Raw genomic sequence first — 19,016 nt, 5'->3', positions numbered from 1 at the left:
GGTAGCCCACCGGAATGTCCGCCGATCGACAGGCAGTGAGTAGCGCAGGTGTCCGAATCCATTGCGGCTGAGAACGAGCCCGGCCGCATGGCGCCGCGGACCCAGCGCGGTGAACGGACACGCACCGCGCTGATCGCGGCGGCGCGTGAAGTCTTCGAACGCGACGGATACCTGGACGCGCGAATCGTGGACATTTCCAAGACGGCGGGGATGGCGTCGGGGTCGTTCTATACCTATTTCGACAATAAGGAAGAAATCTTCGCCGCGCTGGTCGAGCAGGTGCAGGAGGAGATGCTGCATCCGCATGTGCAGGCGCGCAGCGGGATCACCGATGTGCGGGCGCTGATCGAGGCCGCGAATCGCGATTACCTCCTGTCCTACAAGCGCAATGCCCGTCTGATGGCGCTGTTCGAGCAGGTCGCGCATGTCGATGACAACTTCCGGCGGCTGCGGGTCGAGCGTGGCCGGGCATTCGTGCAGCGCAATGCGCGTCTGATCCGGTCGCTCCAGGAATCCGGGCAGGCTGCGCCCGATCTCGACCCCATGATCACCGCGCACGCGCTCTCGGCGATGGTGAGCCGGATGGCCTATACCGTTTTCGTGCAGAACCAGCGCATCTCGTTCGAGAAGCTGGTGACGACCCTGACCCAGCTGTGGATCAATGGGCTGCAACTGAAACCCGAGTTATCCTCGGTCTCGGAAGCCGGCCCCGGAATGGAGCTCGGCTGACCGGTGGCGACGAGGCCACCGGCGAGGAGAGGTTGTTCATGGTCGCGTTGCTGCCGTCCTTCGCCCAGGTGCTCGCACTGCCCCGTGGATTCGGCCGGGTCATTCCGCCGGAATTCGAGGACGGCAACGGGCATATGAACGTGATGCACTACTACGGGCTGCACGGTGAAGGTCTGTGGCAGACGCACCGCGACCTCGGATATCGTGCGCACGCGGGCAGGTTCGGGTCGTTCGCGAAGGAGCAGCACGTCAAGTATCTGCGCGAAGTGCTTGTCGGGCACGAGGTTTCGGTGCACGTCGGCCATATCGGCCGCACGGCCAAGGCTTTGCGCGGAGTGTCGTACCTGCTCAATCTGACAACGAGCGAGGTCGCGAACTCCTTCGAATTCCTGGCGGTGAACATCGATCTGGAATCGCGGCGTCCGGCGCCGTTCCCGGAGGACATCGCCGACATGCTCGACCAGCGCATCGCCGTGACACAGGCCTGCGGGATCACCCCGGATTACGGTGTACTGGAATTGCGCACCGCTCCGGCGGTCTGATCGGCCGATGCTGCGCTGATCAGCCGATCTCGCGCGCGAAGTCGATGAGGGCGGCATTGACTTCGGCCGGTCGCTGCTGCTGAATCCAATGCCCCGCGCCGTCGAGAATGACGGAACCACGCAGATCCGCCAGCACCGCAGGCATTTTCGCCAGCGGCGTGAAGCGGATGACGGGATCGGCGGAACCGGCGATGAACAGCGACGGTTGCGTGATCTTATCGGCCAGGTGGGCGGTCCGCTCCCAGCTGCGATCGAGATTGCGATAGTAATTGAGCCCGCCGGTGAACCCGGTCGCGGTGAAAGTCGCTACGTAGTAGTCGAATTCGGCGGGGGAGAGCCATTCCGGGATCGGAGGCTCGGCCGCCTCGGTGTCGAGGAATGTATCGGCGCTGAGCACCTCGTCCTGCAGCAGCGTGCGGCGGACATCCGCCGCCAGTACCGGATCGGCGACCCCGGGCTCCTGGAACCAGCACATGTAGAAGTCGTCGCCGAGCCGCGAACGCAGGATGGGCACCGGCGGCGCGGAGGACCGCGGGGTGGCCGGAACGCTCAGACCGGCGACCGCGCGCACGCGATCCGGATAGGCGCGGGCCAGCTGCCAGACCACCGATGCGCCCCAGTCGTGCCCGACGAAGATCGCGTCCTCGAGACCGTAGGCGTCCAGCAGCCCGATGAGATCCGCGCACACCGTGAGGATGTCGTAGTCCTCGACCCGATCGGGCCGCGAGCTGCCGCCGTAGCCGCGCATATCCGGGGTGAGAGTGCGGAAACCCGCGTCGGCCAGCGCGAAAACCTGGTGCCGCCAGGAGAATCCGAGTTCGGGAAAGCCGTGGCAGAACACCACCGCGGGGCCGTCGCCATGCTCGACGACACGCAGTTCGATGCCATTGGCGGCTACCTGACGACTGCCCAGCTGTTGCCAGTCTTCGAGCAGATCTCGTGCGGTCATCTCGTCCTCCACCTGACATGCTGCCCTGCCGGTCCCGGCTGAAACACACGGTATGCAAAAGTGACGTTGAGTTCAACTATGGGCCGAAATGGCATGTGCTGCACCGAGTTAAGCATCGCGACGAGTGCAGAGCGGGCATTCGGGCCTTGAAATGCGGCCCCGGAGGCGAGTAGACAGGCGAGATTATCCACTCGAATCCATTGGACTCGAGTCTCTGACTCGGAAGGAGATCCTGTGCAGGTCGCGGGAAAGATTGCGGTCGTCACCGGTGGCGGCGGCGGAATCGGCGGTGCGCTCGCCGCGCGGCTGGTGCGCGAGGGAGCCAAGGTTGTGGTCGCCGACCTGGATGCCGATGCCGCCGCGGGTGTTGTCGCATCGATCGGCGAAAACCATCCCGGCGCGGCGGTCGCCATGGGCGCCGACGTATCCGACATCGCGCAGATCGAGGCGCTCATCGCCCGAGCGGAAGCGGAGTTCGGCCCGGTCGATCTGTACTTCGCGAATGCGGGTGTCGCCGGACCCGTCGGCCTCGGCGCGGACAAGGACTGGCTGACCACCATCGACGTCAACCTCCAGGCGCATGTGCGCGCCGCCCGCCTGCTCGTTCCGGGCTGGCTGGAGCGCGGCGAGGGCTACTTCATCGGCACCGCCTCTGCCGCGGGTCTGCTCACCCAGATCGGTTCGGCCGCATACTCGGTCACCAAGCACGCGGCCGTCGGCTTCGCGGAGTGGCTGTCGGTGACCTACGGCGACCGCGGGATCCGGGTCAGCTGCCTGTGCCCCATGGGCGTCGAGACGAAGCTGCTGCGCGCGGGCGAGAACTCCGGGGACGCGATCGGCGAGGCGGCGACCCGGGCGGTGACCTCGGCGGGCGCGGTGCTGACCCCGGAGGAGGTGGCCGAGGTGGTCATGGCGGCCGTCGACGATGAGCGGTTCCTCATCCTGCCGCATCCGGAGGTCCTCGATATGTACCGGCGCAAGGGCTCCGATTACGACCGCTGGCTGTCCGGCATGCGGCGCTATCAGGAGCAGCTGCTGAGCGGTGTCGCCGAGTCCTGACAATCTGAATCCGGATTCGGTATTGCGGTTGTCATGCCTGGTGGGGACGTCGCTTCCACGATAGTGTGTTGCGAGTCACAGTAGAGTCGGAAACCTGTTCCCTTGACCTGCGCGGCCTGCGTCCCGCATGGTGGCCATGGGTTACCAAGCGCTTAGTAAGTTGCTCCGAGCGGGCCGGCCCGGATCGCCCGAACTCCGAAAGGACCACTCTGTGAACAGATTCGAAGGAAAGACGGCGATTGTCACCGGCGCCAGCCGCGGCATCGGGCTCGGCATCGCCCAGCGCCTGGTGGACGAGGGCGCGAAGGTCGTGATCACCGCGCGCAAGAAGGAGGCGCTCGACGAAGCGGTCGAGATCCTCGGCGGTCCCACCCACGCGCTGGCCGTCGCCGGTCGCGCCGATGACGCCGCACATCAGGCGGAGACCATCGAGCGCGCGATCACCACCTTCGGCAGTGCCGATCTGCTGGTCAACAACACCGGCATCAATCCGGTCTTCGGCCCGATGGTCGAGCTGGATCTTGCCGCCGCCCGCAAGATCGTCGAGGTGAACTGCCTGGCCGCGCTGTCCTGGGTGCAGCAGATCTACAAGGCCTGGATGAACGAGCACGGCGGTGCGGTCGTGAACATCTCGTCCGTGGCGGGCACCAAACCGGCTCCCGGCATCGGGTTCTACGGTTCCAGCAAGGCGATGCTGATCCACATCACCCAGGAGCTCGCGGTCGAACTCGGGCCGAATATTCGGGTCAATGCCGTCGCTCCCGCGGTGGTGAAGACCAAATTCGCCTCCGCGCTCTATGAAGGGCACGAGGACGAGGTGGCCGCGAACTATCCGCTCAAGCGGCTGGGCGTACCGGAGGACATCGGCGGCGTGGTGGCCTTCCTGCTCTCCGAGGATGCGAGCTGGATGACCGGGCAGCTGGTGGTCGTCGACGGTGGCGTCACGCTCACCGGCGGCGTCTGACACCACACCGACATCGGCCCCTGACCACTCTTCCGAGGAGAAGACACCTATGAGCAATCAGCCCCAGCGAATCGCGATCATCACGGGTGCGGCGCGCGGCATCGGCGCGGCCGTAGCCCGCCGGCTCTCCAGTGACGGCATGGCCGTCGCTGTGCTAGATCTGGATGAAAAGGCTTGCGGCGCAGTCGTCGAGGAGATCGAGAAGGCCGGCGGGCGGGCGCTCGCCGTCGGTGCGGATGTGTCCGACGAGGCCGCCGTCGACCGGGCCGTGGATCGGATCGCCGCCGAACTGGGCGCGCCGACCGTTCTGGTCAACAATGCGGGCGTACTGCGCGACAATCTGCTGTTCAAGATGTCCGTCGACGACTGGGACACCGTCATGAACGTGCACCTGCGGGGTTCGTTCCTGATGTCGCGGGCGGTGCAACGGCACATGATCGAGCAGAAGTGGGGCCGCATCGTCAGCCTCTCCAGCACCTCCGCGCTCGGTAATCGCGGCCAGGTCAACTACTCCGCGGCGAAGGCCGGTCTGCAGGGTTTCACCAAGACGCTGGCGCTGGAGCTGGGCAAGTTCGGCGTCACCGCCAACTCCGTCGCACCGGGCTTCATCGAAACCGAGATGACCGCGGCCACCGCCGCCCGGATGGGCGTTCCGTTCGAAGACTTCAAAAAGGCTGTGGTGTCCACGATTCCGGTCGCGCGCGCCGGGCAGCCCGAGGATATCGCGCACACCATTTCGTTCCTCGTCAGCGAGGGCGCGGGGTTCGTCTCCGGCCAGGTGATCTATGTGGCCGGCGGCCCCAAGAACTGAATAGGGAAGGACCGAAGGCGATGAACACATTCGAGGGCCTGGGCGATCTACCGGGCCTCGATCTGGACCGGCTCGCCGACTGGCTGGCCGTCCACCGGCCCGATCTGGCGAAGGGGCCGCTGCGGGGCCGCCTGATCGCCGGCGGCAAATCCAATCTGACGTATGAAATCAGCGACGGCACCACGTCGTTCGTGCTGCGCCGGCCGCCGCTCGGCCATGTGCTTGCGACCGCGCACGATATGTCCCGGGAACATCGTGTGATCAGCGCGCTCGCGGGCACCGACGTGCCGGTGCCCGAAACCTATGCGCTGTGCGAAGACACGGAAATCCTCGGTGCACCTTTCTATTTGATGGAACTGGTGGCCGGAACGCCGTACCGCACCGCCGCCGAACTCGAGGTGCTGGGTCCGGTGCGCACGGCCACGGTGTCGGCCGATCTGATCGATACGCTCGCCGCCCTGCACACCGTCGATCCGAATGCGGTGGGGCTGGGGGACTTCGGGCGACCGGAGGGCTTTCTGGAACGCCAGGTGCGGCGCTGGAAGAAACAGCTCGACGCCTCGTACTCCCGGGACCTGCCCGCCGCTGTCGAATTGCACCGCCTGCTCGCCGAACAGCAGCCGCCGGAATCGGCGGCGCGGATCGTGCACGGCGACTACCGCCTCGACAATGTTCTGGTGGACGCGGCGGATCGGGTTGTGGCCGTGCTCGATTGGGAGATGGCCACCCTCGGTGATCCGCTCACCGATATCGGTCTGCTGCTCGTCTATCAGCGGATGGGGCAGCGCCGGGTACCCGGCGTGACCGACGTGGCCGCGGCGCCGGGCTTCCTGACCGAGGACGAGATGCTCGACCGGTATGCCCGGCTCGCCGGTCGCGATCTGACGCACGTCGGGTTCTATGTCGCGCTGGCCTCGTTCAAGCTCGCGGTGATCGCCGAGGGCATCTACTACCGCTATATCCACGGCCAGACCGTGGGTTCCGGTTTCGACGGGGTGGGAGAAATGGTGGATCCGCTGCTGCGCGCCGGAATCGCCGCATTCCAGGAGAAGGACCGATGAGCAATCCCGAAGCGGTACGGGAGGATCTGCGCGGGCGCGTGGCCGCCCTGCTCGCCGCGCACGACCCGGCCACCACCGATGCGGTGACCTTCCACCGCGCCCGCTTCGATGCGGGCCTGGCCTGGGTGTACTACCCGGAGGGCGTGGGCGGCCTGGGAGTCGACCGGGAACTGCAACCTTTTGTCGACGCCCTGTTCGAGCAGGCCGGAGCGCCGGGCAACAATCCCGAACTCAATGGCATCGGCCTCGGCATGGCCGCGCCGACCATCCTCGCCTACGGCACACCCGAACAGCGGCTGCGCTATCTGCGGCCGCTCTGGGCGGGGGAGGAGATCTGGTGCCAGCTGTTCAGCGAACCGGGCGCCGGATCGGATCTGGCGGCGGTGAGCACCCGCGCCGTGCGCGACGGCGACGACTGGATTGTCAACGGGCAGAAGGTCTGGACCTCGGTCGCGCACAAGGCACAGCGGGCGATTCTGGTGGCCCGCACCGATCCGAACCGCTCGAAACATGCCGGACTGTCCTACTTCGTCTGTGATATGACCGATCCGGGCGTGGAGGTGCGGCCGCTGCGCCAGATCACCGGTGAGGCCGAATTCAACGAGGTCTTCCTGACCGATGTGCGCATCCCCGATGCGAATCGCCTCGGCCAGGAGGGCGAGGGCTGGCGGGTGGCCAATACGACCCTCAACAACGAGCGCGTATCCATCGGCGGGCGTCCGGTGCCCCGCGAGAGCGGGCTGCTGGGCGCGGTGACCCGGACCTGGCGCAATAACGCCGATAAGCACACACCGGAACTGCATGACCGGCTGCTGCGACTGTGGGTCGATGCCGAGGCCGCGCGGCTGGCGGGCACGCGGCTGCGGCAGCGGGTCGCGGGCGGGCAGCCGGGGCCGGAGACCTCGGCGCTGAAGCTCTCGTTCGCGCGAATCAACCAGCAGCTCAGTGGATTCGAAGTGGAGATGCTCGGCGAGGACGGGCTGCGCTACGACGACTGGACCATGGTCCGTCCCGATCGCGTCGATTTCGCCGGGCGCGAAGCGGGCTATCGCTATCTGCGCGCGAAAGGCAATTCGATCGAGGGCGGCACCTCCGAGATCATGCGCAATATCGTCGCCGAACGGGTGCTGGGCCTGCCGTCGGAAGCGCGCGGGGACAAGGACATCGCCTGGAAGGACCTCATCCGATGAGCGAGGACATTCTGCTGCTCGACACCGATGTCGAGACGGCGCTGCGCGCGGCGGTGCGGAGCTTGCTGAACGAGCGGTGCGATCCCGCGGCGGTGCTGGCGGCCTATGCGGGGGACCGGTCGCTGACCCGCGCACTGTGGAAACCGATCACCACCGAGTTGGGGCTGGCCGGTTTGCTGATCCCCGAAAACCGGGGTGGCGCAGGCGGTTCCGCCCGTGACGCCGCGGTGGTGCTGGAGGAGTTGGGTCGCTATGCCGCTCCGGTGCCGTTCCTGACCAGCAGTGTGATCGCCGCGACGGTACTGCTGGCGGGCGACTCCGAACTCGTCGCTCAACTTGCCACCGGCGAATGCACCGCGGCACTGCTCGCACCGTTCTCGGCCGCGACGGTCGAGCAGATCCCCACGCTGACAAAGGATGCGGACGGCCGGTTGTCCGGCCGGGTCACCAGCGTGGCGGGAGCGCTGGAAGCGGATGTGCTGCTCGCGGCGGTGCAGACGCCGGCGGGTACCGAGGTGCATGCGCTCGCGACCTCCGCCGTCACGGCCGCTCCGGTGGTCTCCCTCGATATGACCAGGCCCCTCGCCGATATCACCGTCGACTCCGCTCCCGGCCGGGTGGTCGTGGCGGCCGGAGCCGGATTGCCCGCGCTGCGTGCGGGTTTGGCGATCGGCGCGGCCCTGCTGGCCTCGGAGCAGGCCGGAATCGCGGAATGGTGCCTGGACACGACCGTGGCGTATCTGAAGGTGCGGCGGCAGTTCGGGCGGGTGGTCGGGGGGTTCCAGGCGCTCAAGCATCGGCTCGCCGATCTGTACGTCGAGCTCGAATCCGCCCGTGCGACAGCTCGATACGCGGCGGGTGCGATCGCGGCGGGTGATCCGGATGCCGCGATCGCCACCGCCGTCGCCGCGGCGTACTGCGGCGATATCGCGGTGCATGCTGCCGAGGAAGCCGTGCAGCTGCACGGTGGCATCGGCATGACCTGGGAGTATCCGGTGCACCTGTACCTCAAGCGGGCCAAGGCCGATCAGATCGGGCTGGGCAGTCCCGCCTACCACCGGTCCGTGCTCGCCGGGCTGATCGATCTGCCGCTCGGCCGCAAGTGACCTCACACAAACGACGATCAGGAGTAGAGATGTTCGAGCTCTCGGACAAGGCCCTCCGCTATCGGGACGATCTGCTCGCCTTCATGGACGAGCTCGTCTACCCCGCGGAATCGATTTACGAAGCGCAGATGGCCGAGTCCGGCGATCCGCACTTCCAGCCGCCGATCGTGGAGGAACTCAAGACCGAGGCCCGCAAGCGCGGGCTGTGGAATCTGTTCCATCCGCATCCGGAATGGGGTCCGGGGCTGACCAATTCCGAATACGCGCCGCTGGCCGAAATCATGGGCCGCAGTGCGCATCTGGCGCCGGAGGTCACCAACTGCAGTGCCCCCGACACCGGGAATATGGAGGTGCTGACGCTCTTCGGCACCGAGGAGCACAAGCGGGAATGGCTGGCGCCGCTGCTCGCGGGTGAGATCCGGTCCGCGTTCGCCATGACAGAACCTGCCGTCGCGAGTTCCGACGCCACCAATATCCAGCTGCGCATGGATCGCGACGGGGACGACTACGTACTGAACGGCCGCAAATGGTGGACGTCCAATGCGCTGCACCAGAACTGCAAGGTGCTCATCGTGATGGGCAAGACCGACCTCGACGCACCGAAGCATCGGCAGCAGAGCATGATGGTGGTCCCGCTCGATACGCCCGGCGTGACCGTCGTGCGCGGGCTGCCGGTATTCGGCTATCAGGACCGAGAAGGCCACGCGGAGGTGGTATTCGAGAATGTCCGGGTGCCGAGCACCGCGCTGCTGGCCGCCGAGGGCGATGGGTTCATGATCAGCCAGGCGCGGCTGGGTCCCGGCCGCATCCATCACTGCATGCGGATCGTCGGCATGGCCGAGCGGGCGCTGGACCTGATGATCGATCGGGCCCAGGCGCGCACCACCTTCGGGGCGCCGGTGGCCGACCGGGCCAATATCCAGGACTGGATCGCGGAGGCCCGCATCGAGATCGAAATGGTCCGGCTGCTGACCCTCAAGGCCGCGTATCTGATGGACACCGTGGGAAACAAGAACGCGCGCACCGAGATCGCCGCCATCAAGGTGGCGGCGCCGCAGATGGCGCTGAAGGTCATCGACCGGGCCATCCAGGTGCACGGGGGCGCCGGTGTCTCCGACGACTTCCCGCTGGCCAGCATGTACGCGCACGCGCGGACGCTGCGGCTGGCCGACGGTCCGGACGAGGTGCACAAGCGGACCATCGCGCATATGGAACTGCGCCGCCGGGATCCCTCCTGGGGCCGGAAAGCCTGAGGCACGCAGATGAATTCGACCCGTACGAGAAGGAGTGGCGCATGACGAAGACCCAGCAGGTACGCCTGGCCGCACGGCCGACCGGTCTGACCACCGCCGACACCTGGAATGTGACGACCACCGAGCTGCCCGAGCTCGGACCGGGCGAGATCCTGGTCAAGATCGGTTTCATCTCCCTGGATCCGGCCATGCGCGGCTGGCTCAACGATGTTCGCTCCTATGTGCCGCCGGTCGGCATCGGGGAGGTGATGCGGTCGCTGGATATCGCGACGGTCGTCGAGTCGAATCATCCGGACTTCGCGGTCGGTGACACGGTCAGCGGCATCTTCGGCGTCACCGAGTACGCCCTCAGCGACGGCCGCGGCGTGCAGCCGGTCGATCTGAGCGTCGCATCCGGGCCCACCTGGCTGGGCACGCTCGGAATGCCGGGCATGACAGCGTATTTCGGTCTGCTCGAGGTCGGGAAGCTGCGCGCGGGGGAGACCGTGCTGGTCTCGGCCGCCGCGGGCGCCGTCGGCAGTGTGGCCGGGCAGATCGCGAAGGCCAAGGGCGCCACCGTGATCGGTATCGCGGGCGGACCGGAGAAGTGCCGGATGCTCACCGAGGAGCTGGGATTCGACGCGGCGATCGACTACCGCGCAGGTGACGTGCTGCGGCAGCTGCGGGCGGCCGCCCCCGACGGCATCGACGTCTACTTCGACAATGTGGGCGGTGAGATCCTCGACGCCGCGCTGGCCAATCTGCGCCGCGGCGCCCGCATCGTGCTGTGCGGTGCGATCTCGGCCTACAACGAGGAGAAGCCGCCGCCGGGACCGTCGCGGTATATGTCGCTGCTGGTGTTCCGGGCCTCCATGACCGGATTCGTGGTCTTCGACTACGCCGATCGCTATGCGGAGGCCGGTGCGCAGCTGGCGCAATGGCTGGCCGAGGGCAAGATCAAGAGCCGCGAACACGTGGTCGAAGGTGGGGTGGCGCGCTTCGGCGAGACCTTGAACATGCTCTTCACCGGCGCGAACACCGGGAAGCTTGTGCTCGCGGTCTGAGAGATGACACGCACCCGGCCTCCTACCGGGCCGGGTGCGCGAGGGCTGCCGACGGGTGCCTGGCATGCCACGGTCCGAATGAATGGGAGACTGTCCAGGTGGCCGAAGCACAGGACCGCTCACGCGCGGACGAGACTCGAACACGGTTGCTCGATGCCGCCGTGGTCGCCTTCGCCGACCGCGGATTCCACGGCTCCACCACCCGTGACGTCACCTCGATCGCCGGATTGAGCACCGCGGCGATCTATGTGCACCATCGCTCCAAAGAGGAACTGCTCTACCAGATTTCGCGCACCGGTCACCTCGATACCCTGGAGCGCATCCAGGCCGCCATCGCCTCCTCGGCCGATCCCACCGAGCAACTCGTCGCGCTGGTGCGGGATTTCGCGATCCACCATGCTCGCGCGCACACCGTCGCGCGCGTCATCAATTACGAGCTCGCCGCGCTCAGTCCCGAGCATCAGCGTGAGGTCAAGGATATTCGCCACACGATCGATGCCGAGGTCCGCAACCTGATCGAGCACGGTGTGGCCGACGGGTCGTTCGACAATCCGAATCCGCACATCGCGGCGGTCGCGGTGCTGTCGCTCGGCATCGATATCGCACGCTGGTATCGCGAGGACGGCGCCTGGTCGCCCGAGCAGCTCGGCGACTACTACGTCGACCTCGCCCTGCGCATTGTCGGCGCCGGTCATCCGGAAAAACAGGCGAAGCGGTAACTTCGGCGCTGTCTTCCCGGCGACCCGGTGCTATGCCGACTGGCGCCGCAGCAGCACCGACGATTCGCTGACCCGCGCGATCGCGAGTTCGCTTTCGATCGCCGTTGCGGCGTAGTGGAGTCCGGTGATGCGCAATTGCTCGATCCTGCGCTGCACCGCGTCCAGTCCGTAGTTGCTGACAACATCGGTGATCCCGATCCGGTAGGGATCGGACCCGAATGCTCGAGTGGTATCGCTCTTCTTCATCGCGGCCCCCAATGGGAATACCTGCTGACTCCCGCCCAACCATAACTCCTCGCACGTGCATTTGCACGTGCTGGACGTCGATGTGTGAGTTGTAATAGGTTGTGGCACACTCTGGTTCGCATGGGTAATGCCGACAGGAGTGGCCGTGATCGAGGACTTGACCAGCGTCGGGAGTAGTTGCATCGCCGAAGAACCGAGCGAGGATCCGGCACTGCTCCGCCGCGTCCTCGGAGTGCGTTTGCGCAGATTGCGTGAGACGGCCGGCATCAGCGGGGACCGGGCCGGCCGGGTGATCCGCGCCTCGCACTCGAAGATCAGCCGACTGGAGGCGGGGCGGGTGAGCTTCCGCGCCAAGGATATTGCCGATCTGCTGACCGCCTACGGCGTGCGTGATGCCGGCACCCGGGCCGAGTTCTTGCAGCTGGCCGAGCGCGCCAATGCCGTCGGACGCTGGCAGGCCGGTCCGGATCTGGCGACCGCGCGACCGGACACCTATTCAGCACTGGAGGACGCGTCCGCGCTCATCCGTTGTTATGCACCGGGTTTGGTTCCCGAGCTGTTGTGGACGCCGTCCTACGCGCATACGGTCTTCGCGATCGCCGACCGTGAGCCGGCGGCCGATATCCAGCGCCGTGTGGAGGCGCTGGTGCGCCGGCAGCGGCTGCTCACTCGGACCGATCCGCCCAGGGCGTGGTTCGTCGTGGAGGAGGCGGCGCTGCGCCGCCCGCTCGGCGGGCACGAGGTATGGCAGGGGCAGTTGAGCCATTTGGCCGAGATGGCAACACATCCCAATATCACCGTGCAGGTGCTGCCCGATCACATCGGCGGTCCCGCCATCAGCGGCACCGCCTTCACCATGCTGCGGTTCGCTGCCCCCGAGTTGAGCGATATCGTCCACTTCCCGCACCCCACCGGTCCCCAGTTCCTCGACAAACCCGTCGATCTGGACCGCTTCAACGCACTCTGGGACCGATTGTGCGTCTGCGCCACCTCACCCCAGCGCACCGCCGAAGCCCTCGACTCGCTCGCCATCACCCGCCCGATCAGAACAGAGATCCGATGACCGACAACGCTTTCGGCACCCAGCTACCGACCGAGATCGACACCACCATCCCGCACGAGGCCCGCGTCTACGACTACTGGCTCGGCGGCAAGGAGAACTATCCGGCGGACCGGGCGCTGGGCGATGCGATCGCCGAGCACGTCCCCACCATCAAGACCATGGCGCGCGCCAACCGCGCCTTCCTGTCCCGTGCGGTCCGCTACCTGGTCGCCGAGGCCGGGATCACGCAGTTCCTCGATATCGGCACCGGAATTCCGACCGCCGGAAATACCCACGAGGTGGCCCAGAGTCTGGATGCCAATGCGCGTGTCGTGTATGTCGACAAGGATCCGATCGTGCTCGCCCACGCCCGTGCGCTGATGGACAGCACGCCGCAGGGCCGCACCCGCTTCATCCACGCCGACCTGCACGAACCGGATTCGATCCTCGGCAATCCCGATCTCACCGGAACCCTGGATCTGTCCGAACCCGTCGCCATCATGCTCGTCGCGATCATGATGTACTTCCGCGACAGCGACCACCCGCAGGAGATCATCGCCGCGCTCCTGGACGCGGTCCCCTCCGGCAGCTACATCGTAATAACCCACCCCACAGCCGATTTCGCGCCAGAAGCGATGGCAGGAGTCGCCGCGGCCGCCGAAAGCTCCGGCATCACCTTCTATCCCCGCAGCAAATCCGATACCAGCGAGCTGTTCACCGGCACCACCCTGATCGATCCGGGTCTTGTCCCCGTCGCCGCCTGGCGCCCCGAACTCACCAGCAAGCCCACCGCCGTCGCCGACGCCGAAAGTGCCTGGTACTGGGCGGGTATCGGCCGTAAGGCCTGACTCTTCGGGTCGAAGGGCAGCCGATTCGCCGCCGAAGTGCGGCGGGTTCGGCTGCCCGCCAGCGTCTATCTCTCACAGGGCACGCCCTGTTCGCCGAGTCAGGCGGATCACGTCAAGGCTTGCTGGTCCAGGCCTCGGTCGATCTCGCTGCCCGATAGGCGAACACGGTGATACCCGCGAGCAGAATCACCGCCACCGCAAGCGCTGCCGCCCCGTGACCGTGCACAACCAACGCAGCCCCGATCGCCGCACCGAGAAACATGGCGGCCACCGGAATCACCCTGCGCCCCAGCTTGCTTCCACTCCCACCGGCCGCCGCACTATCAGCCGCGATCCCGGTCAGCGTGAGCGTCAGCACCGTAGTCGTCAGATCCGGAACGGCCAGCGCCCGAGCAGTCGCATTCTGCAGCCCCAGCCCCGCCGCGAGAAACACGATGAGCACCGCCAGCGCCCACCCCCGGTAGGGGTCGTCAATGAGCACCGCAATCACCCACGCCGCCGTGATCAGTACCAACTGAGTGGCCACCGCCCCGAAGAGATGCCGCCCGCGATGCGCACCAAGGTGCGTATACAGCCGCCCCCCGCTCACCGCCCCGATCAGAAAAACCACCACCGCCAGCAACAGCGCCCACCACAAGAACCCAGGTGCATTCCCGACGGAAAACCCCAGAAACACAACGTTTCCCGTCATATTCGCCACCAGCACATGCCCGAGCTCGAGATAACTGAACGCATCAACCACCCCGGTGACAACCGTCAACCCCAGCAACAGCGGCGGCAACGGCCCATGCGCATGCCCCCGCGGCGGCACAATCAACTCCCGCGCCGCGATCAGATGCTGCTTCATCCCTGAGGCTCCTGTCGTCATAGGGGAGTGCCGCCACCAAGCCCGCAAGCCTATTTTGCCGAAGGGAACTGCGAACCCGCAGGCCACCCGGTGTCGAATATGCCATTCCTTGCCATTCCTACGGCTCAAGAGTAGGAACATGGAAATATGCGCATCTAACTATGTGAGTCGCGAATGTCGAAACCCGCTGAACAACAAACAAGCCCGGAACACGAGCGCGCCGCCTTTCCCGAAGCGGGTCACGGCGTCGATTGGAATTCCTCGACCGCTGTGCTCGATGACGTTGTAGTGCTGCGTTACCGGCCCAAGAACGCCAGCGGGACTTCGGCGGGCACTTAGCTGGAGGAGTGTTGGTGGCTGGATGGGCGGAGCGGGTAGGGGGATGTGCCGCATATCGATCGTGAGTCGAGGGGCCTGACTCGGTGGGCGGTGCGAGGTTTCGTCGCTACCGTGGAGATTCCGAGGCATGGGTGTGCCGCGGTCTGGTTCGAGGGAGTACTCGACATGTCCGACAACGCTTCTCGATTAGCCCGGCTGCGGCAGATGCTGCGGCGTACCCCCGATAGTTTGGGTTTGCACGGCTCGCCGGTACCTGGTGTTGAACACGCGAATCCGGTGGGTCGGGGGAGTAGTGGTGAGCCTCCGACGTTGCGGATGCCGTCCAGGAAGGTGTGCGCGCGGCTGCCCGCGTGGGTGTTCACGCTGAGCGGGTCGGAGCTGCAGAAGATGCTCGATTACAGCGGCCCGGTCGGCAGCGCGTATTCGGGAGCGGCTGCGCGCCATCCTCATCCGGTGGCCGACGCGATCCCACCCGCGCTGACGATCACCGACTATCTCGCACATCAGCAGCGTGCGCTCGCGATCCGTCTGGTGATGGACAGTCCTGACGATAGGAAACCCCGCACTGTCCTCGAATTCGTCCAGCGCTGTGACGCCGACGAGCTCCGGACGGTATGGACCGGCACCCTGGGCGCGGACGCATTGATCGCCACCGCCACCGCAGGCCCGCTACCCGTACTGTCCCTGCTCGCCGCCGAACTGCTCGACCGCGCACACCGCTGGCACGACATCACCGAGCTGGAACGTGCCGCGGGCAGCGCAGGCTACCGGGCCACCCAGCTGTTCCGGGACTACGTGCATGCCGACGAGATCGATGCGAACAGGGCGGCGTGGTGGCAGGGCCGGCCGCAACGGAGGCAGGCGGTCTAGCGCGACTACTGGTCAGGAGGGTTTGCGGGCGGCGAGGAAGAGGTCGTGTTCGGGGATGGCGTGTGGGTGGTCGGGGTGGAATTCGACTACTCGGTGGTGGAGGACGTCGAGGCCTGCGGCGGTTAGGCGGCGGGTGAATTCCTCTGGGGGATAGCTGCTGACGGTGACGGGCTTTCCCATGAATTCGATGTCGAGGCTCTCGACGTCCGCGGGGACCGTGGCCAGTAGGAAGATGCCGCCGGGGGTCAGCCAATCGGCGAATTTCACCAGTGCGGCGTCGATTTCGGCTCTGGTCAGTTGGAGCAGGGGAAAGAATGCTGTCACTGCGTCCCAGCTCTCGGCCGGATACGACAGTGTTCGCAGGTCTGCGACTTCGAATCGGGCACCGGGGACCTGGGTGCGGGCTATCTCGATCATTCCGGGGGACACATCGCAACCGGTGACGTCGTGTCCTGCGGCGACCAGCACCTCGGCTGTCGGCCGGCCTGTGCCGCAGCCGACGTCGAGTACTTTCGACTTGTCCGGCAGCTCGGTCAGCAGCCACTCGAGTTCCTCGCGGTGCGCCGTCAGTCCGGCGAACGCCTTCTCGTAATCGATGCCGAGTCCGTCGAACACCTCGGCGGCAGAAAGTCCCATGGGACCAAGTTAATCGACTGGTCCTGCATGTGGGGCAGATCGAGCGGTCGACTGCTAGTGCTGTGCGGCAACAACATTGGGACTGCGTGCCTTCGGCGATGTCGTGCTGTCACACACCTGCCGTCACACACCTTTCACCGCGGCCCGGTCCATGAAGCCGAACAGGTATCCAGCTACCCGGCGCATCTGGATCTCCTCCGCGCCTTCGGTGATGCGGTAGCGACGGTGATGGCGATAGATGTGTTCGAAGGGCTTGTGGCGGGAGTAGCCGAGGCCGCCGTGGACCTGCATCGCGCGGTCGGCGGCCTCGCAGCAGAGTCGGTTGGCCCAGTAGTTGCACATCGAGACCTGTTCGGAGACAGTGAAAGTGCCGTAGGTGTCCATCGACCAGGCGGTTTTGTGGATCAGTGCGCGCAGCATCTCGCACTGGGTGTGCAGCTCCACCAGTGGGAACTGGATGGCCTGGTTGGCAGCCAGGGGAGTGCCGAAAGGCTTGCGCTCCTTGGCATAGGCGACGGCCTGGTCGATGCAGTATTGCGCCGCACCGAGACTGGAGGCGGCCTGGCGAATCCTGTTCTCGTTGAAGAAGTGCTGCACGACTCCGAGGCCGCGGCCCACCTGCCCGAAGATCGCCGAATTCGGCACGCGCACATTGGTCAGGGAGATGCGCGCGTGATCGGTGGGCATATTGAACGTCCACAGGTATTCCTCGACCTGGAAGCCCGGAGCGTCGGTGGGCACCAGGAATGCGGTGATGCCGCGTCCGTCACCGGCGTGGCCGGCGGTGCGGGCGAAGATCAGGTCGGCGTCGGCGATGTGCACGCCGGTGTTCCAGGTCTTGGCGCCGTTGATAATCCAGTCGTCGCCGTCGCGGACGGCGGTGGTCTCCATATGCGTGGCATCGGAGCCGTGCTCGGGTTCGGTGATCCCGAAGGCGAAGAACCTGGTGCCGTCGGCCAAACCGTTGACCCACTGCGCCTTCTGCGCCTCGGACCCGTACTCGAGCATGAGCAGCAGCCCGACATTGTTGGCGACGATGGCATGCTCGTTCTGCAGATCGCAGTGCAGGCCGAGTCCGCGTTTGGCCAGATGTTCGCGGATCACCGCCATGCCGAGGTTATTGCCGTCGCGGCCACCGAACTCCTTGGGAAAGGCGTAGCGGTAGTGGCCCGCGGCATCGGCACGCCGGCGTGCCTGGGCGAGCAGTTCCTCCCATTCCACGCTCGGCAGCCCGTTGCGGTCCCAGTCGGTGCGGGCGTCCTCGCGGCGGTGGTCGAAGAAGCGGATATTGTCGTGCTGCTGTTCGAGCGGGATGATCTCGGCCTCGATGAACGAGTCCAGCTCCTGCAGATACGCGGTCAGTTCGTGCGGCAGTTCGAAATCCACGCTCGCTCCTAGGCTTTCGCGCCGGGCCGGATCAGCATAAGCAGATCCCACTCGATCTCCGATACGCGGCGGCCGCTGGCGGCCATCACAATGTCTCGGACGGTCCCGTCCAGGTGCGCGGCGGCCTGCGACGCCAGCCCGACGCCCCAGGCCAGCGTGCCCATAACCTTCCACCAGCGGAACCGGTCGAGGTCGAATTCGCCGCCTGCGGACTCGTAGCCGCGGACGAAGGTCGCGCGATCGGCGAAACCGCCGAACTCCTGCGCGTCCTCCCGGAAACGCCACATCCGCAGCGCGGACCAGGCCACATCACGCATCGGATCGCCGAAGCGCTGGGCCCCTTCCCAATCCAGCACGGCTCGCAGACCGTCTGCGCCGACAATGATGTTGCCGTTGCGTAGATCGGTGTGCAGCAGTGCGATACGCGGCGGCGGGGCCGGTTGCCTGCGTTCGAGCCAGCGCAGTGCCATCGCGAAGACCGGCCGTTCGCCCAGTAGCGTGCGCACGCCCTGCTCCGCCGTGCGGAGGGTGTCGGCGGCCGGATCGGCTCCGGCGGCGGGCAGGGTATCCGGGGCCTCGCCCGGGTCGATGGTGTGCAATCGGCCCATTGCCCGGCCCCACTGCCGGGCCACGGTTTTGCTATGACCCGTTGCCTCGATCAGGCGTAATACCTTGCGCGGAACGGTCTCTCCGTTCACGTGATCGGAGATCACGAACGGCTCGCCCGCGCGAAGGTCGCCGCACACCGCCACCACCTCGGGCACCGGAACACCGTGCGCTCGAGCCAGTTCACGCACAGCCGCTTCGGTATCGACCGAGATGATCTGCACCGCAGGCGGAACGAGGGTGGCGACGAGTCTGCGTGCGCCCGCACCCTCGATGTCTGCGGTGAAAGCGATATTGCGCCTGCGCGCACCGGCGGACAGCACGTGCACCTCGGTGACCCGCACGGTCGTACCGAAAGTCTCCGTCAGGAAGGCCGCGAGCCCCGCCACCGGATCGGTGATCACTCACCCTCCCAGCTGTCGTAGCCCGGCTTCGCGATCGCCAGATCAGCGCGCACCACCTCGGTCAACGCCTGCCACAATGCTTGCTCGTCGCCGTCGGGAACCGCTGCCAGCAAGTCGATTTCGCGCCGCGCCGCTTCCGGTCCGAGCTCGACCTCGCGACTGAGGATCCTGGCCAGATTCGCCCCGACCCGCGCGCGATGGTGCAGCGCTGGCGGCAACGCCGGCAGCAGCGTGCCCTCCAGCAGCTCGGCCAGTGACTCCAGCAGCTCGGCTGCCGACGGTCGATTCTGCACGGGCGACTCCCTCGTTGGACACCGTGCTCAGCATTACACGCAGGCCACGCTCCGCACACCGGTTGACCGCCGC

Annotated in this window: 21 protein-coding genes; 14 read left to right on the top strand and 7 right to left on the bottom strand. The window is 66.4% G+C overall.

What is annotated here, in order from left to right; all coding sequences use genetic code 11:
* Window positions 1-48 precede the first annotated feature (48 nt).
* Together ABZX86_RS09385 and ABZX86_RS09380 are read left to right on the top strand one after the other, a co-directional pair.
* Entirely contained in the window at window positions 49-729 is a 681-nt protein-coding gene (locus tag ABZX86_RS09385) for a TetR/AcrR family transcriptional regulator (RefSeq protein WP_355121744.1), read from the top strand.
* A 38-nt stretch (window positions 730-767) separates the two neighbouring features.
* On the top strand, window positions 768-1,271 hold the full coding sequence (locus ABZX86_RS09380) for a thioesterase family protein (protein ID WP_327139764.1): 504 nt from the start codon (window positions 768-770) through the stop codon (window positions 1,269-1,271).
* Between the two features lie 19 nt (window positions 1,272-1,290).
* Here ABZX86_RS09380 and ABZX86_RS09375 read toward each other — a convergent pair whose 3' ends face one another.
* Window positions 1,291-2,220 carry an alpha/beta hydrolase gene (locus ABZX86_RS09375; protein ID WP_355121742.1) on the bottom strand — a complete coding sequence of 310 codons (930 nt, stop codon included), beginning with the start codon at window positions 2,218-2,220 and terminating at the stop codon, window positions 1,291-1,293.
* Between the two features lie 234 nt (window positions 2,221-2,454).
* On the opposite strand from ABZX86_RS09375, the gene ABZX86_RS09370 reads away from it, so the two are divergent.
* From ABZX86_RS09370 to ABZX86_RS09330, 9 genes are all read left to right on the top strand, one after another.
* Entirely contained in the window at window positions 2,455-3,279 is an 825-nt protein-coding gene (locus ABZX86_RS09370; protein ID WP_327139762.1) for an SDR family oxidoreductase, read from the top strand.
* Between the two features lie 211 nt (window positions 3,280-3,490).
* The gene (locus ABZX86_RS09365; protein WP_327139761.1) at window positions 3,491-4,243 is read left to right on the top strand and encodes an SDR family oxidoreductase; all 753 of its coding nucleotides are present in this window, start codon (window positions 3,491-3,493) and stop codon (window positions 4,241-4,243) included.
* Window positions 4,244-4,292: 49 nt separating this feature from the next.
* Entirely contained in the window at window positions 4,293-5,054 is a 762-nt protein-coding gene (gene fabG / locus ABZX86_RS09360) for a 3-oxoacyl-ACP reductase FabG (protein ID WP_355121739.1), read from the top strand.
* Between the two features lie 20 nt (window positions 5,055-5,074).
* Window positions 5,075-6,115, top strand: a complete 1,041-nt coding sequence (locus ABZX86_RS09355; protein ID WP_355121738.1) for a phosphotransferase family protein — start codon at window positions 5,075-5,077, stop codon at window positions 6,113-6,115.
* The gene (locus tag ABZX86_RS09350; protein WP_355121736.1) at window positions 6,112-7,305 is read left to right on the top strand and encodes an acyl-CoA dehydrogenase family protein; all 1,194 of its coding nucleotides are present in this window, start codon (window positions 6,112-6,114) and stop codon (window positions 7,303-7,305) included. Before ABZX86_RS09355 ends, ABZX86_RS09350 begins: the two co-directional genes overlap by 4 nt.
* Complete coding sequence (locus ABZX86_RS09345; RefSeq protein WP_355121734.1) at window positions 7,302-8,411, top strand: acyl-CoA dehydrogenase family protein; 1,110 nt, start codon at window positions 7,302-7,304, stop codon at window positions 8,409-8,411. Before ABZX86_RS09350 ends, ABZX86_RS09345 begins: the two co-directional genes overlap by 4 nt.
* Window positions 8,412-8,440: 29 nt before the next feature.
* The gene (locus ABZX86_RS09340; RefSeq protein ID WP_355121732.1) at window positions 8,441-9,664 is read left to right on the top strand and encodes an acyl-CoA dehydrogenase family protein; all 1,224 of its coding nucleotides are present in this window, start codon (window positions 8,441-8,443) and stop codon (window positions 9,662-9,664) included.
* A gap of 41 nt (window positions 9,665-9,705) precedes the next feature.
* Window positions 9,706-10,707 carry an NADP-dependent oxidoreductase gene (locus tag ABZX86_RS09335; protein ID WP_355121730.1) on the top strand — a complete coding sequence of 334 codons (1,002 nt, stop codon included), beginning with the start codon at window positions 9,706-9,708 and terminating at the stop codon, window positions 10,705-10,707.
* 98 nt (window positions 10,708-10,805) lie between these two features.
* Window positions 10,806-11,426 (top strand): TetR/AcrR family transcriptional regulator, encoded by a 621-nt coding sequence (locus ABZX86_RS09330; protein ID WP_355121728.1) that lies wholly within the window; start codon window positions 10,806-10,808, stop codon window positions 11,424-11,426.
* A 30-nt stretch (window positions 11,427-11,456) separates the two neighbouring features.
* On the opposite strand, the gene ABZX86_RS09325 is transcribed toward ABZX86_RS09330, so the two are convergent.
* Entirely contained in the window at window positions 11,457-11,672 is a 216-nt protein-coding gene (locus ABZX86_RS09325; protein ID WP_355121726.1) for a hypothetical protein, read from the bottom strand.
* A 145-nt stretch (window positions 11,673-11,817) separates the two neighbouring features.
* Here ABZX86_RS09325 and ABZX86_RS09320 point away from each other — a divergent pair, with 145 nt between their 5' ends.
* Together ABZX86_RS09320 and ABZX86_RS09315 are read left to right on the top strand one after the other, a co-directional pair.
* Window positions 11,818-12,735, top strand: coding sequence for a DUF5753 domain-containing protein (locus tag ABZX86_RS09320; protein ID WP_355121724.1), 918 nt, complete (start codon window positions 11,818-11,820; stop codon window positions 12,733-12,735).
* Window positions 12,732-13,562 (top strand): SAM-dependent methyltransferase, encoded by an 831-nt coding sequence (locus ABZX86_RS09315; RefSeq protein WP_355121722.1) that lies wholly within the window; start codon window positions 12,732-12,734, stop codon window positions 13,560-13,562. The genes ABZX86_RS09320 and ABZX86_RS09315 overlap by 4 nt, the downstream gene beginning before the upstream one ends.
* A gap of 112 nt (window positions 13,563-13,674) precedes the next feature.
* On the opposite strand, the gene ABZX86_RS09310 is transcribed toward ABZX86_RS09315, so the two are convergent.
* Window positions 13,675-14,409 (bottom strand): YoaK family protein, encoded by a 735-nt coding sequence (locus ABZX86_RS09310; protein WP_355121720.1) that lies wholly within the window; start codon window positions 14,407-14,409, stop codon window positions 13,675-13,677.
* Window positions 14,410-15,063: 654 nt separating this feature from the next.
* Here ABZX86_RS09310 and ABZX86_RS09305 point away from each other — a divergent pair.
* Entirely contained in the window at window positions 15,064-15,618 is a 555-nt protein-coding gene (locus ABZX86_RS09305; protein ID WP_355121718.1) for a hypothetical protein, read from the top strand.
* Between the two features lie 12 nt (window positions 15,619-15,630).
* On the opposite strand, the gene ABZX86_RS09300 is transcribed toward ABZX86_RS09305, so the two are convergent.
* The 4 genes from ABZX86_RS09300 to ABZX86_RS09285 form a co-directional block, all read right to left on the bottom strand.
* The gene (locus tag ABZX86_RS09300; RefSeq protein ID WP_355121716.1) at window positions 15,631-16,254 is read right to left on the bottom strand and encodes a class I SAM-dependent methyltransferase; all 624 of its coding nucleotides are present in this window, start codon (window positions 16,252-16,254) and stop codon (window positions 15,631-15,633) included.
* Between the two features lie 123 nt (window positions 16,255-16,377).
* Window positions 16,378-17,640, bottom strand: a complete 1,263-nt coding sequence (locus ABZX86_RS09295; RefSeq protein WP_355121714.1) for an acyl-CoA dehydrogenase family protein — start codon at window positions 17,638-17,640, stop codon at window positions 16,378-16,380.
* 8 nt (window positions 17,641-17,648) lie between these two features.
* The gene (locus ABZX86_RS09290; RefSeq protein ID WP_355122590.1) at window positions 17,649-18,647 is read right to left on the bottom strand and encodes a phosphotransferase family protein; all 999 of its coding nucleotides are present in this window, start codon (window positions 18,645-18,647) and stop codon (window positions 17,649-17,651) included.
* Window positions 18,647-18,943 (bottom strand): DUF6285 domain-containing protein, encoded by a 297-nt coding sequence (locus ABZX86_RS09285; protein ID WP_355121712.1) that lies wholly within the window; start codon window positions 18,941-18,943, stop codon window positions 18,647-18,649. Before ABZX86_RS09285 ends, ABZX86_RS09290 begins: the two co-directional genes overlap by 1 nt.
* Between the last annotated feature and the right edge of the window lie 73 nt (window positions 18,944-19,016).

Origin of the sequence: Nocardia sp. NPDC006630, assembly GCF_040611495.1 — a bacterium.
Lineage (GTDB): Bacteria > Actinomycetota > Actinomycetes > Mycobacteriales > Mycobacteriaceae > Nocardia.
This window is presented reverse-complemented; position numbering and strand designations above follow the sequence as displayed.